This is a genomic window from Pseudoalteromonas sp. GutCa3, from assembly GCF_002836155.1.
GTDB classification, from domain to species: domain Bacteria; phylum Pseudomonadota; class Gammaproteobacteria; order Enterobacterales; family Alteromonadaceae; genus Pseudoalteromonas; species Pseudoalteromonas arctica.
Genome location: NZ_PJBK01000056.1, coordinates 21,347 through 35,611, shown reverse-complemented (window position 1 = coordinate 35,611; position 14,265 = coordinate 21,347). Strand labels below are relative to the sequence as shown.

Annotated in this window: 15 protein-coding genes; 6 read left to right on the top strand and 9 right to left on the bottom strand. The window is 38.4% G+C overall.

Annotated features, from left to right (window positions below; all coding sequences use genetic code 11):
• Nucleotides 1-4: 4 nt before the first annotated feature.
• Nucleotides 5-1,252: a cell division protein FtsZ gene (gene ftsZ / locus CXF64_RS09400; protein WP_101216882.1), complete on the top strand. Its 1,248-nt coding sequence runs from the start codon at nt 5-7 to the stop codon at nt 1,250-1,252.
• Between the two features lie 106 nt (nt 1,253-1,358).
• Nucleotides 1,359-2,270 carry a UDP-3-O-acyl-N-acetylglucosamine deacetylase gene (gene lpxC, locus CXF64_RS09395; protein WP_024592892.1) on the top strand — a complete coding sequence of 304 codons (912 nt, stop codon included), beginning with the start codon at nt 1,359-1,361 and terminating at the stop codon, nt 2,268-2,270.
• Nucleotides 2,271-2,363: 93 nt separating this feature from the next.
• On the opposite strand, the gene yjjG is transcribed toward lpxC, so the two are convergent.
• The 3 genes from yjjG to CXF64_RS09380 all read right to left on the bottom strand — a co-directional run bounded on the left by yjjG (nt 2,364) and on the right by CXF64_RS09380 (nt 4,563).
• Entirely contained in the window at nt 2,364-3,038 is a 675-nt protein-coding gene (yjjG, locus tag CXF64_RS09390; RefSeq protein WP_101216881.1) for a pyrimidine 5'-nucleotidase, read from the bottom strand.
• A gap of 13 nt (nt 3,039-3,051) precedes the next feature.
• Nucleotides 3,052-3,597 carry an inosine/xanthosine triphosphatase gene (gene yjjX / locus CXF64_RS09385; RefSeq protein WP_007579903.1) on the bottom strand — a complete coding sequence of 182 codons (546 nt, stop codon included), beginning with the start codon at nt 3,595-3,597 and terminating at the stop codon, nt 3,052-3,054.
• Nucleotides 3,598-3,663: 66 nt separating this feature from the next.
• A complete protein-coding gene (locus tag CXF64_RS09380) occupies nt 3,664-4,563 on the bottom strand; it encodes a phosphoribulokinase (protein ID WP_007579904.1) in 900 nt (299 codons plus the stop codon).
• A gap of 157 nt (nt 4,564-4,720) precedes the next feature.
• Here CXF64_RS09380 and CXF64_RS09375 point away from each other — a divergent pair, with 157 nt between their 5' ends.
• Complete coding sequence (locus CXF64_RS09375; protein ID WP_101216880.1) at nt 4,721-5,596, top strand: hypothetical protein; 876 nt, start codon at nt 4,721-4,723, stop codon at nt 5,594-5,596.
• Nucleotides 5,597-5,671: 75 nt separating this feature from the next.
• Nucleotides 5,672-6,037: a hypothetical protein gene (locus CXF64_RS09370; RefSeq protein WP_007579906.1), complete on the top strand. Its 366-nt coding sequence runs from the start codon at nt 5,672-5,674 to the stop codon at nt 6,035-6,037.
• 76 nt (nt 6,038-6,113) lie between these two features.
• On the opposite strand, the gene CXF64_RS09365 is transcribed toward CXF64_RS09370, so the two are convergent.
• The 6 genes from CXF64_RS09365 to CXF64_RS09340 form a co-directional block, all read right to left on the bottom strand.
• The gene (locus CXF64_RS09365; protein ID WP_101216879.1) at nt 6,114-8,687 is read right to left on the bottom strand and encodes a M1 family metallopeptidase; all 2,574 of its coding nucleotides are present in this window, start codon (nt 8,685-8,687) and stop codon (nt 6,114-6,116) included.
• 148 nt (nt 8,688-8,835) lie between these two features.
• Nucleotides 8,836-9,516 (bottom strand): hypothetical protein, encoded by a 681-nt coding sequence (locus tag CXF64_RS09360; RefSeq protein ID WP_101216878.1) that lies wholly within the window; start codon nt 9,514-9,516, stop codon nt 8,836-8,838.
• 99 nt (nt 9,517-9,615) lie between these two features.
• Nucleotides 9,616-9,966, bottom strand: a complete 351-nt coding sequence (locus CXF64_RS09355) for a DUF2750 domain-containing protein (protein WP_007579911.1) — start codon at nt 9,964-9,966, stop codon at nt 9,616-9,618.
• 17 nt (nt 9,967-9,983) lie between these two features.
• Nucleotides 9,984-10,562: a glutathione S-transferase family protein gene (locus CXF64_RS09350; RefSeq protein WP_007579913.1), complete on the bottom strand. Its 579-nt coding sequence runs from the start codon at nt 10,560-10,562 to the stop codon at nt 9,984-9,986.
• Nucleotides 10,563-10,626: 64 nt separating this feature from the next.
• The gene (locus tag CXF64_RS09345; RefSeq protein ID WP_002958009.1) at nt 10,627-10,908 is read right to left on the bottom strand and encodes a peptidylprolyl isomerase; all 282 of its coding nucleotides are present in this window, start codon (nt 10,906-10,908) and stop codon (nt 10,627-10,629) included.
• An 86-nt stretch (nt 10,909-10,994) separates the two neighbouring features.
• Entirely contained in the window at nt 10,995-11,570 is a 576-nt protein-coding gene (locus CXF64_RS09340) for a glutathione peroxidase (RefSeq protein WP_024609133.1), read from the bottom strand.
• Nucleotides 11,571-11,651: 81 nt separating this feature from the next.
• On the opposite strand from CXF64_RS09340, the gene CXF64_RS09335 reads away from it, so the two are divergent.
• Nucleotides 11,652-12,140 carry a GNAT family N-acetyltransferase gene (locus CXF64_RS09335; protein WP_007579917.1) on the top strand — a complete coding sequence of 163 codons (489 nt, stop codon included), beginning with the start codon at nt 11,652-11,654 and terminating at the stop codon, nt 12,138-12,140.
• Nucleotides 12,141-12,259: 119 nt separating this feature from the next.
• Nucleotides 12,260-14,254, top strand: coding sequence for a hybrid sensor histidine kinase/response regulator (locus CXF64_RS09330; protein WP_101216877.1), 1,995 nt, complete (start codon nt 12,260-12,262; stop codon nt 14,252-14,254).
• Nucleotides 14,255-14,265: the final 11 nt, after the last annotated feature.

Sequence of the window (14,265 nt, the reverse complement as noted above, 5' to 3'; positions counted from 1 at the left end):
AAACATGTTTGATATAATGGAACAACACAGCGAAGAAGCTGTAATAAAAGTAATCGGCGTGGGCGGTGGTGGCGGTAACGCTGTTGAGCACATGGTTAAACAACAAATAGAAGGCGTGCGTTTTATAGCCGCCAATACGGATGCGCAAGCATTACGTAACTCTGCTGCCGATATTACAGTTCAGCTAGGCACGCAAATAACCTCTGGGTTGGGTGCGGGCGCAAACCCTGAAGTAGGCCGTAAGTCGGCTGAAGAAGATGCAGATACAATTCGTGCCAGTCTTGAAGGCGCCGATATGGTATTTATTGCAGCCGGTATGGGCGGTGGTACAGGTACTGGTGCAGCACCAGTAGTTGCTAAAATTGCTAAAGAACTCGGTATTTTAACCGTTGCAGTTGTAACACGTCCTTTTGATTTTGAAGGTAAAAAACGTGCAGCAGCCGCTGAACAAGGCATTAATGAATTGTCAGAAATTGTAGATTCACTTATTACAATTCCGAACAATAAATTGCTTAAAGTTTTAGGAAAAGGGACTACACTTCTAGATGCCTTCGCTAAAGCTAATGACGTATTATTTGGTGCGGTACAAGGTATAGCAGAGCTAATTACACGTTCTGGTTTAATTAACGTGGATTTCGCCGATGTTAGAACTGTAATGTCTGCAATGGGTACTGCAATGATGGGAACGGCGTCTGCGTCAGGTCCTGATCGTGCACAAGAAGCAGCAGAAGCCGCTATCTCAAGCCCACTACTAGAAGACGTTGATTTAACAGGTGCTAAAGGTATCTTAGTTAATATCACCGCAGGTATGGACATTGCGATTGAAGAATTTGAAATTGTTGGTAATCACGTTAAAGCACTTGCGTCAGAAAACGCAACGGTTGTTGTTGGTGCGGTAATCGACCCAGAAATGACTGATGAGCTACGTGTAACGGTTGTTGCAACTGGCTTAGGCGGCGATCGTCGTCCACAGTTTGGTATTGTTGATAACGGCTTTAAAAAAGCATCAGGTTCTGATGTTGCAAGCACATCAAACCAAACGAGCAGTATGTACGTACCAAGCTTTGCAAGCCAAGATACAAACACTGAAGAAAACACTGCTAAAGCGCAAACGCAAAGCAAAGAAAAAGCGCCTACAACTAGTTCAAACAGTGCATCAAGCTCTTCAGCACAAAACAGTAAAAAAGCGGATAAATCAGAAGGTGGTGATTATTTTGATATCCCCGCTTTTTTACGTAAGCAGGCTGATTAACATTTAATAATACTTTTGTTTGAAATATGTACAAATATTGAAAGGCAAAAGGATTTATGTTAAAATCCGCCATATAACTGTAACTGATTTAAAAGTGAGCATACCTATGATTAAACAGCGTACGATTGCAGAAGTAGTCAAAGCCATAGGAATTGGACTTCATAAAGGTGAGAAGGTCACAATAACTCTCCGACCTGCGAGCGCAAATACTGGGATTGTATTTCGTCGTGTCGACCTTGATCCGGTTGTTGATTTTGAAACAACACCTGAAGCCGTTGGTGATACGCAGTTGTGTACCTGTTTAATTAACAAAGATGGTGTTCGCTTATCGACTACTGAGCATCTTATTGCAGCCGTTGCTGCAATGGGAATTGATAATCTAATTGTAGAATTAGATAGCTCAGAAGTGCCGATTATGGATGGTAGTGCATTACCATTCATATATCTGTTACAAAAAGGCGGAATTGAAGAGCAAAACGTTGCTAAACGCTTTGTCCGTATTAAAGAAAAAGTACGCATTGAAGAAGGTGATAAGTGGGCTGAAGTTGAACCATATGATGGTTTTCATATCGACTTTGAGATTGCATTTAACCACCCAGCTATCAATGAAAGTCGTCAACGTATTGGGTTGGATATAACAACGCAAAGCTTTATTGAAGAAATTAGCCGTGCGCGTACTTTTGGATTTATGAAAGATATTGAATACATGCATGCAAACAACCTAGCGCTAGGTGGTAGCATGGATAGTGCTGTGGTACTTGATGAGTTCAAAGTTTTAAATCCTAACGGTTTACGTTATAGCGACGAGTTTGTTAAGCACAAGATATTAGACTGTGTTGGTGACATGTTTATGACAGGCCATAATCTTTTAGGTAAAGTAACTGCATTTAAATCGGGTCATGATTTAAATAATAAATTACTTCGTAAAATTATGGCTACAGAGTCAGCATGGGAGTGGGCAACATTTGAAACGCCTGTGACGATGCCTGCACCCGGTCTTGAGTTAGCTCCAGCCTAAAAGCAGCGAAAGAGCAGCTCGAAAAACAGTTATAAAAAATGACGCTAATTAGCGTCATTTTTTTTGCGTGAAATTTAATAGCTCTATACTTTATTATAACTCTAAAAGAGCTTGTAACTGATTTAAACTAGCTACTGTATAGGTTGGCTTTATTCCGTCGGCTAATTGTTCACCAGGGTGTTGTAACCAACAAGTATCAATACCTGTATTGTTGCCGCCAAGTATGTCACTTGCAGCAGTATCACCCACCATAAGTATCTCGCTTTTATCTGGGTTACCCATTAGCTCAAATGTGTGCTCGAAAATCGCTTTATTCGGTTTTGCTATACCTACAAGTTCAGATATAACTAACCATTCAAACATATCTTTTAAGCCAGTATGCTCAAGGCGTACGGTTTGTAAGCGGGCAAATCCGTTAGTAATAATACCTAATCTAGCATTTGGCTTAAGTTTATTTAAAAGCTCAATAGCACCAGGTAATGGCTCGCAAATTTGCGCCATAGAATCTAAAAAAGCATCGTTTAGCTCTTTTGCTGGCACATTAAGTTTTGAAGCCCACTCATTAAAGCGTGTTACTTGTAAGTAATCTGCGCTAATAGTGCCATTTTGATAATCAACCCACAGCTGCTTATTGGTTTTTTGATAATGAATATAATCGTCTTGGCTAAAATCTACGTTGTAAGCTTTAAACATGCGAGTCATGCCCGCTAAAATATCAAACCTAAATAAGGTTTCGTCTGCATCAAACAATACATAGTTGTACTTCATTAAACTTCCTAAATTAATTTGTTTGGCCGTATAGCTCAGGGTGTAAAAAAGGCGCCATAGCTAAAGTGAGTGCTTGTGTATAGGTACTTTCGCGCGTGGCATGATTGTTGGTAAGTAGACCAATAGCGCCACCTTTTTGTTTAACGTTGGTGGTATTAAATGCTTTGTCCATTACATCGCCAAGTTCTTCACCTTTAAGTAATGCATTATAAAGTACTTGGGGTAGAGGAAGGTTGCTGCTACGCCCTACAACTTGATTTAAGGCATTATCAATAACAACGTAAGCAAAGGTTGCTGCACCATAGCTAAATTGCTCTGCACCGCCTTCCATTGCAACGTAATAGTGAGCTTGGTGGTGCTTTTTGCAATAATTAACACGGTTTTGCGCGCCAATACGTGTTTCGTCTTCGCCAATAGGCTGATCGGGCACGCCTGAGGGAGCATTCACACCTTCACAGTCAATGATACATTCTGGAAAATACATAGTAAAAATATGTTTAGCGGCATTTATTTTTACAGGATTTTTAGAACCGACAATAATTTTTAATTGTTGTGACATGCTGATCTCACCTTGAGCAAAATCAGCAGTGTACGTGAGTTAGCTTTAACAAAAAAGAGTCGGTAATCAAATAGGTAAATCGAGTGGTGCTAGGTTTTCCAGTGCACGCTTTTTCAAAATAATATCTTTAATTAATGGGGTAAGTACAAGCTCCATAGCTAAGCCCATTTTACCGCCTGGTACTACAAGTGTATTTATACGAGACATAAAACTGCCTTCGATCATCCGTAAATAATAAGGAAAATCAACATCATCAATACCCCTAAAGCGAATAACTACAAAGCTTTCATCAAGAGATGGAATATCTTTGGCGCTAAATGGGTTTGATGTATCAACAGTAGGCACGCGTTGAAAATTAATATGGGTACGAGAAAACTGCGGGGTAATATGATTTATATAGTCATCCATACTGCGCACAATAGAGCCCATAACCGCTTCGCGAGAATGGCCTCGTTCGGATGTGTCGCGTATTAATTTTTGAATCCACTCAAGGTTAATAATTGGAACCATGCCTATTAATAAATCGACATGCTTTGCTACGTCTACATCTTGATCAACTACGCCGCCGTGTAACCCTTCATAAAACAATATATCAGTATTACTATCAAGGTCTTGCCAAGGAGTAAATGTACCCGGTAATTGATTATATGGGACGGCTTCATCAAAGGTGTGTAAGTATCGGCGTAACTTACCTTGGCCTGTTTCACTATAGTTTTCAAACAACGCTTCTAAAGCACCAAAGTCATTTGCTTCTCGGCCAAAGTAACTAATGTGTTTATTTTCTTGTTGTGCTTCACGTACTTTTTTATCCATTTCAGGGCGAGTGTAACGATGAAAGCTATCTCCTTCGATAAAAGCCGCTTCAATATTAAGGCTACGGAAAATATGTTTAATTGCATTGGTTGTGGTGGTTGTACCCGCACCAGACGAACCCGTAATCGCAATAATAGGATTTTTAGCTGACATGTTAATTCTCTTTTTTAGGACCAGGTTTTATAACCAGACTAAACTTAACATTATTTTAAGCCGTTTGGGTATCTTAAGAGTTGACTGACTTAGCTCAAGTGACGTCATCAGCAAATAACGTTATCATGAGGTGCTTAAAATTAAAACGAGAGAAAGCATGAAACTTATTAAACCATTACTTGGGATATTTTCTATAGTAGCGCTTAGCCCAATTATGGCGCAGGCTAGCATGCCAAAAAGCCAAGTATTACTTGCTGATTTAAATACACCTTTCGGGGTACAAGTTAGTATAGTGAGTGATAAAAACAGTTATAACAACCAACCGCACTTAACAAGTACAGGTTTATACTTTACTCATGAGGTGATTGCAGATGAGCAAAGCCAAACCGATATTGCTTATTACGATTTAACATCAAAAAAAGTTATTAATATCAGTAACTCTCCCGTAAGCGAATATTCACCAACGGTTATGCCAAGTGGTGATGCAGTATCAGCGATTGTTGTAGAGGCAGATGGTAAGCAAAAACTGTGGCAATACCCACTCAAAAGCGAAGATGCGCCAAGTCGTATTTTTGATTGGATTGAACCTGTTGGGTACCATGCTTGGGGCGTTCAAAATGATTTAGTGATGTTTATTTTAGGAAAGCCTCACACTCTTCAATATACTTCTGTTGCACAAGCGAAGGGGAAAATAGCTGCCAGCAATATTGGCCGAACGCTTATTTATAATAACTCTACGGCTGCATTTTTATTTAGTTACACTAAAAACGAGCAACATATTTTAGCGAGTTTTAATCCACAAGATAAACAGGTTGAAGACCTACTAAGGTTACCTGCTCAAGTTCAAGATTTTATTTTGAAAGATGATGCAACTATCGCTTATGCTATTAAAAACCGCGTTTATCAGCGTAAACTTGATGGAAGTGATGAAGTATCGCAATGGCTTAATTTAAGCACCTACTGCGAAACAAATATAACAAGAATGAGTTACAACAATGAAAAACTCGCTTTTGTATGTGATATAACGCAGTAAAGCAGACAAATAAATTCAGATTTTATTGTGTGTATGCGTTAATCTAATACGCAAATTAACTAATAGGGATTACACGTGGCTTATAGTGCAGACGAGCTGACAGAACAGCTCATTAAATTACAGTGTAGAAGTAATTTTAAGATTAAAAATATTGCAGAGTACATGTTAGTAAACTCTAAAGAAGCATTTTATACCCACAGCGAAAGCGGCAAGGGTAAAATAGTAATTCGCCCAGCATTTGAGGTGTTTAGCGATGACTTTAGTGATATTGATGGCGTAACTCGTGCGCAAGGCTACTTTCATAGCAGCGAGATGACACGCTTTCCTACACGTATTTTTAAAAGTGCTCAGCCTATTCACTACGGTGTGGCATTTAAAATAAACTCTGAGCAAGCAGCAAAAGACTTTATAGCCAAGCTAACTATGATTATTGGTAACTAATAAAATATAAACGTAAAAAGCCGCTGAATTTATATTCAGCGGCTTTTGTGTTTTTATAGCTTAATAAACCTAAGGGTTACTTACTTTTTAAGAAGCTATTAACCGATTCAAGTTCACGTGTTTTAAGCGCGATACAATCGTTTGTGCTTTCTTCAAGCTTACTTAATGTACGAGCGTAACCGGCTACATCGGCTACTTTTTCGTTAAAAAAGGTCTTTGTTTTAGCTAAGCTTTCTGCATTACAACTCGCCGTTGTAAAGTACGGTAAGTTAGGAATAAAGAAAGGCGGTAAGCTTGCTGTTACTTTATCGTAGTTACTGTAAACCCAGTCAATAAATAACGCTTGGCGCTCATCAGTATAACTTTGACCTGACAAAATAGTACGCATGTCAGATGCAGTTACTTCATCCGTTAAGCTATAAGCTAATACCGCTTTTTGTAACTCAGGTTTACCAAAAAAGCCCATTGCAGCAAGCATGTTAGTGCGTACTTGTGGATCTTTCGTTGTTTTAAACGTTGTCATGAATTGATCAAGCAGCGCTTTGTCACCATGAAAAGCAGCAAGAGTTAAGTACGTACCCGCTAAGTAAGGATCTACTTTTTGTGGATCATTTAAATAAACTTGTGTTTGTTCTTTCGCTTTATTAATGACGTTTTGATCTTCACCATCAAAACCTAAGCGTGATACAACGGCCGCACGAAGTTGTGCAATAGCTCCGTCTTCTCCTGCTTTAGCTTCTAAACCATATTTTTTAGCTGCAGGCGTTACTGCATTACGAATAAATTCAGGCCATAGGTCTTTATTGCTATCGTCTTTAAAAGTACGTTGTTGCGATACTAAGTAACCTAGCGCGGTATTTGCTACGCGAGGGTGGCTATCGCTTACGAACACTTCAAGTGTTTGCATTAACTTAGCAGCAGATATAACACCAGCGTCAAGTAGTGCATCAGTAGCCGATAACAACGCTAAGCGTTCACGGTCACTCAGTACGCTTGGCGCCTTTTTAACAAGTGCGCTAAATTGTGCGTCATCCATTACCCAGCGGTAGTAGCCTAGTGCACCCTGATCTGGATAAATCCATTCTGGCTCAAAGTCTAAGTCTAGCGTTTGGCTTTGTTTATTAAGTAATACATTTGCTGTTTTTACTTTATCGCCAGCACCATATTTAATTGCAACCGGTACATTCCATAACTGCTCTGGCGCATCAACGCCTGCATTTACAAAGCGGCTTTGTGAAATAGTTACTTTGCTACCTTGTTGAGTTACTTTAACTAATGGGAAAGAAGACTGTTCAATAAACGATTTTAAAACACTCGCTACGTCTTTATTTGATGCTTTACCAAGTGCTTCCCACAGGTCGGCCGCTTCTGCGTTTTTATATGAAAACTCTTTTAAGTAGCTTTGAATACCTTTTTGAAATGCATCTTCGCCAATCCAGTTTTCAACCATAGCAAGTACTGAGCTGCCTTTACTGTAAGCAAGACCTAAACCATCCATAATGTCAGCTTCGGTTTTAATTGGCTTACGAATAGGCTTGGTGCTTAGGCGTGCATCAAGTGCCATTACGTTGTTTTGTGGCAGGTCTAAGTGCGATTCAAACTCAGGGTTAAGCTGCTTAGTAATTTTTGCAGCCATCCAGCTAGCAAACGCTTCGTTTAACCATAAGTCGTTCCACCATTTCATGGTTACTAAGTTACCGTACCATTGGTGAGCAAGTTCGTGAGCAATAATTGATACATTACGTTGTTTTTTGCTGCGTGTTGCGGCAGCTAAATCAACCAATAAAATATCTTCTCTGTAGGTCACTAAGCCTGAGTTTTCCATTGCGCCAAATGGAAACTCTGGTACCGCTACTGAGTCTAGTTTTTTGTAAACGTAAGGGATACCAAAATACGCTTCAAGTGCGCCCAGTACTTTTGGCATATTTTCTTTTGCGTATTGGGCTAAGTGAATTTTACCTTGAGGGGTAATTACACGACCAGGAATTGGCATGCCTTTAATTTCTAATTCTTCAAACGGGCCAACAGCCATAGCTACTAGGTATGAAGGGATTGGCGGTGTTTTATCAAAAAAGTGTGTGGTCATATCGCCATTAACTGTTGTTTTTAACTCTGGCGTATTTGAATATACTTTTTGTGATGTAGGTGCCGTAATCGTTAACTGAAATGGAATTTTGTAACTTGGCTCGTCAAAAACAGGAAATGCACGGCGTGCATCACTCATTTCAAATTGAGTAAATAAGTAAGGAGTGCCTTGGTCTAATGTTTTGTATAAACCAACACTTTGACGGTTATATGGCGCTGAAAAATCAACTTTAAGTGTGTATTTACCTGGTTGAATTTGCTCATCACAGCTAAATTTTACTTTACCTGTTTTAAGCATTTCATTGTTTAAATCACAGTTTTCATCACCAAGCAGTTGCGCCATTTTAATAGCGTAAGCTACGCCATTTAACTCAATGTATTTTGTTGGTTTTAGTACTTCTAGGGAAATCTCAGTCATCCCTGTGAATGTATCTTGGCTCGGGTCGAGTGTTAACGACACCTGTTGTGAACTTGGTTTTGCGAGTTTTTCAATAACGAATTCGTTAGCGTTTGCAGCACCCATTGCCAAAGCAACGCTCACTGTTAAGAGGCTTTTAAGAAACATAGTGATCCCTAGATTGTTGTTGTTAGAAACTACCCTAAATAGGCTTTTTTATGCTCATATAATTAGGGGGTTAGATATCCTAACAGTTTTTTTAAATAGAGTAATTGATTATAACGGTGACTTTAAGGGGAAATAGTAACAAAGTTTGTCAGTGGCTTTCGCGCGTTATAAAACGCTGCCAATGCAGGTGTGAGTTAATAATACGTATTTGTTGGACAACGGTATTTAATAAGTGGGTATCGCTAAACACATCGTATGGATACTCGTTAAAACCCATCAAGTAATTAAAAGCGTCTTTAGAGTTAGCTTGTAGGGCGTATATACGCACTTGTTGCTCAAAGTTAAGACGAAGACTGCTTATTGCTGTTTTCATACCGAGTTGATCTACGTTTGGTATATCACATTTTTGCAGATAACCGGCTCGCTCACCTTCGCCTGAAAACCAAATGCGGACTTTCTCACTGTACCTGCCAGTTTTAGCGGGTAAGTCGAACATTAATCGGTGTTGGTTTTGCGATTTGATGAACGTTATATATTCATTAAATCCAGCATTTATAAGTGCTTGATGTACAGGAACTAAGCGAGGCTTTATTTTACCGTGGGTATGAAAATTAAAGCATAAGACGTTTTTTTCAAGGGACAGATCATCAAGCGTTAAATAACCAATCTCATCGCTATAAGCACCACTATAATATGCAATTAAAGGGAGCCAAAAATGCCAGTGTTTTGGTTGCTCTCGTGCAACTTTAAAATCACCGTATATATATCCATTATAAAGAGTGTGCAGTTCCATGGCTGAAAAGGGCCGGCGACCAAGATGGGTTTTCAACGTAATACCTTGAAAATAATGATGTGTTTTATTTTATACCCAACTAGCAGTAGATGCTAGTCGGGTTTTATCCGCTTTTAGAGTAAAGCGTATAAAGTATTATTCACTCAATGCGCGAGCTAAACCTGTAGGTTCAATTTCTGCACATACTTGGTCGTCATTCCAATTGATACCAACAAGTGCGTTATCTTCATTTAAGTCTTCAACCCATGCATCTAAAAATTCATCAAGGTTGATTTCTACTGGGCTGTAATCTTTCCACTCTTCTTTACACTGTGCTTTAGCTGCTGCTTCACTTTCCCAAAGCAGTAGTACGTCAGTTTCGTCAAATTGGTTAGAATCGCACACTACAAAGCCATTATCTTCTGCACCAAGTGCCCAAATTACTTCGCTAACACGTACTTTTTCTACGAAGTTAACTAGTTGTGATTCAATTTCGATATCGCTCATGTGTTTACCCTTTTAAATTAGTGACGAGGATTGGTGTCTATTGCTGCTTGGCGCTCGTCATATTGCTTATGAAAAGCAACAAGCGCTGAATGCTGACTAAAGTCAGCTAATTCGCGAAAGCAAATCCAATCAAGCAGGCAGTATAAACTGATGTTGAGGTATTCACAGCTTTTAAATTCTTCATCGCTTAAATGGGTATTTAAAAAGCTTAATGTTTGTTCAATACGTTCGTTTTGCAGATTAAAAAATAATTTATCGCTTTTGGTGTCAAATCCAGAACGTTTACATAACACCATTTCTACTAACGAATCGTTACAGGCATTTATAGTCGTAAGTAAGTGCTCTTGAGGCCACGTTAGTTTTGGCTGACCTGTTTTTTCAAGTAAATAACGTAATATAGAATTAGAGTCACTAAGTGTTAAGTCGCCATCTACCAGGATTGGAATTTTTCGAGCTGGATTTTTACTAGCCATAGTAGGGCGATCTTGCTCAGAAAATATATCGAGACTTACAAGCTCTAGTTTGCAGCTGTTTTGTTGTGCCCAAATTCTAATGCGGCGCACGTAAGGTGAAGGTACAGAACCAATTAATTGCATAATTACTCCATAAAAAAGCCGCATAAGCGGCTTTTATCAAATGTTACTTACAGTACAGTTAAATTTATTCTGAACGGCTAGTAACTTCAAGTAAATGATAACCAAATTGAGTTTGTACAGGGCCTTGTACTTGATTAATTGGCGCAGAAAACACAACTTTATCAAACTCTGGAACCATCATACCAGGGCCAAACTCACCAAGAGCACCGCCATCTTGACCTGATGGGCAGTTTGAATGCGCTTTGGCTAGTTCAGCAAAGTCTTCGCCTTGCTCAATTTTTGTTTTTAAGTCTAAGCATTGTGCTTCACTGTCTACAAGTATATGTCGTGCGCTTGCTACTGTCATAAAATCTCCCGAGTATAGTGTGGTGTTTTTTTAACCGAATTGAAATATCATTCTAGTTAGTTTCAACTAATTGTACCAGTATAAACTTATTTATCAGAAAACGCAGTTTCAATTGCAGTAATCATTTGCTCTGAATTAGGTGCCACTTTGCTGTTAAACCGTAAAACTGTTTTACGATCAGCAGACACTAAGTATTTATAAAAGTTCCAATTTGGAGAGCTAGTTTGCTCATTCAAATATTTAAAAATTGGATTTGCTTCGCTACCACGAACTTTGCTGGTGGCAAACATGGGAAAAGTTACACCATAATTTACAAAGCATACTTTCGCTGTTTCTTTTTCATTGTCTTCTTCTTGAAAAAAGTCATCAGAGGGGAACCCTAATACGACTAAACCTTGCTCTTTGTATTGTTGATATAGCGCTTCAAGGCCTTTAAATTGATATGTAAAACCACAATTACTTGCCGTGTTTACTATTAACAAAGGTTTATTTTTAAATTGGCACAAGTTAATAGATTCTTTTGAGCGAAGCTTTCGTATATCTACATTGGTAAAATCTTGGCAGTCCTGTGTAGAGGTTTTATTTATGGTTGATGGTGTTTGAGCTTGAAGGGGAGCATTAATAAGTAAAGCCGTTAAACCTATTATAATTATTTTAAGCATTACATTACCTAAACTTTACGATTGTTTGATTGGATAATCATACGCTAATATGGAACAAATTGATCAACCCTCTAATGACCTATGACAATCCGTTTAGCAACTATTAATGATCTTAATGAAATTGTAGCCATTTACAACGAAACTATTGCAGGGCGAATGGTAACTGCAGATACGCAAGAAGTGAGCGTTGACGAAAAGCGTGACTGGTTTAATAGCCACAACGATAAAAGGCCTATTTACGTTTACTGCGAAAATAACCAAGTACTTGCTTGGGTAAGTTATAAATCGTTTTATGGGCGCCCAGCTTACGACGGCACAGTAGAAATGAGCATTTACATTACCAGTAAAGCGCAAGGTAAAGGGCTTGGTAAAAAGCTAATGATATTTGCTCAAACACAAGCTAAGCAATTAAATATTAAAGTATTACTCGGCTTTATTTTTAGTCATAACTTACCGAGTGTTAAATTGTTTAAGCATTTTGATTTTGCAATATGGGGTGAGTTGCCAAGCGTTGCCATAATGGATGATAAGGCGTATAGCCTTACTATTTTTGGAAAACATCTGGAATAAATTATTTTTCATAATGTTGTAATATTTTTTTACAAAATAAGACGAAGGGTTTATGCCAATTAAATAAAAATAGTCTACGCTATTAACATATTAAGTTTATTAATTTGAAGTGTAGCTTGATGATTCGAAAAATATTAATTGTTGATAGTAGCAGTGTCATCGCAATGCGTGTGAAAGTGCTTTTAGAATTAATAGGATGTGAAGTCGAATTAATTCATTTCAGCATGCTAGACATGTATACCAATATAGGCGACTACGACTTAGTTGTTGTTGCCCATGGTGTGCCTGTTGATTCTATAAAACCGCTTGTTAGCCAAGTAGCGCAAGAGCGTTTTATGCTGCTTGCTCCAAAAGCACAAAGTGGTGAGCAACTAACTGCGTTTAGTGAGCTAAATCATGTTGCGCCTGACGCAACCGTGATCTACCCGTTTTTTTCTAATAAAGAAATTACTTCTCTTTTAGAGAGCCTACTAGAATTAGGCTCTAATCATATTTTGCAGTTACCTACTATTTTACTCGTCGATCATGTTCCTGAGCGCCTCGAAAAAATGAAAAATAGCTTGATTGGTGCTCATATCGAGACCCATACAGCAACCACCTCTGCAGAAGCTTTAGAAATTACGAAAGAAAAGCAAATCGATATACTAATAAGTGATTTTGTTTTAGATGACGGAACCGGTTTAGAAATTTTTTCAAACTTAAAAATAATGCAACCACATTGCCGTTGCTTATTATTTACCTCACGTCCCGATCAAGTTTCAATGATTGAAGCTATTCGTCAAGGTGTAGAAGACGTACTTATTAAGCCATTGAACGACAGCTCATTATTACAATCAATACATAAACTGTGGCAAACAGAGCTATTAAAACGCCATAACGCAGAACTCGTCGAAAGGCTACAAGATACAGTTGATGCCCTGATTGAAAAAGACAGCCTACTTCAGGTTATTTATAAGCATACGCCCGATGCAATTATGTTGTTTGAGAAATGCGGTAGAGTGATAGAAGCTAATGATGCCTGTTTAAAACTATTTAACTTACCGTTTAACGAACTCGAAGGGAAATCAGTATTTAGCTTTTTAGATGATGATTCAACATTAGGTATTAAAAATAAAATATCGACATTAAATAGTAATCGCCAATTTAGCTGCGACTTACGTTTATCTAAAACTGCAGGGGGCTATATACCGTTAGTGGGATCTTTTAATGAAATAGATCACCATGGCGAAATAGCACTTGCCGTAATATTTAAAAATGTAACCCACCTTAAGCAAAAAGAAGATTTACTACTTGAAGCAAAAGATCTCCTTGAAGAGCAAGTAAGAGCGCGTACCTCACAGCTCGAGCACGCTAAAAACGTGGCTGAGGCTGCAAACTTAAGTAAATCAGAATTTTTAGCAAATATGTCGCATGAACTTCGAACACCTATGCACTCTATTTTAAGCTTTTCGCGTTTTGGTTTAAGCAAGCTAGAAACTGGAGATTTTGCAAAAGAAAAACTCATTAAATATCTATCGCGAATAGAGAGTAGTGGTGAGCGTTTACTGTCGTTACTAAATAATTTACTCGACCTATCTAAGCTAGATGTGGGTAAGTTTCCATTTAATCCTCGTCCATATAATTTAGCGAACATTATAAAAACAAGTATTGATGATGTATCTGGTACGGCAATGGAAAAAGAAATTGAGGTTGTATTTACCGCGCAGCCATTACCTGTAATTGCGCAGTGTGATGAAGAGCAAATAAACCAGTTACTTCGAAACGTATTAGGTAATGCACTCAAATTTAGTGAACCAAAAAGTAAAATACAGATAAATTTAGAGTCAGATAGTCGATTTGCTACCATAGAGGTTACCGATAGTGGGGTCGGCATCCCAGAAGATGAGCTGGAGCATATTTTTACTAAGTTTGTACAAAGCAGTAAAACAAATAGCGGTGCCGGTGGTACAGGATTGGGCCTTGCATTGTGTAGAGAGTTTGTATCTTTACACCAAGGAGAGATCACTGCGCACAATAACGAAAATGGTGGCGCAACTATATCCATACAAGTGCCATTAGAAATAAATCTAGATGAGCATTTGGCTGAAGAGCAATTAATACAACACAGTAATTAATTGTTTTTTGG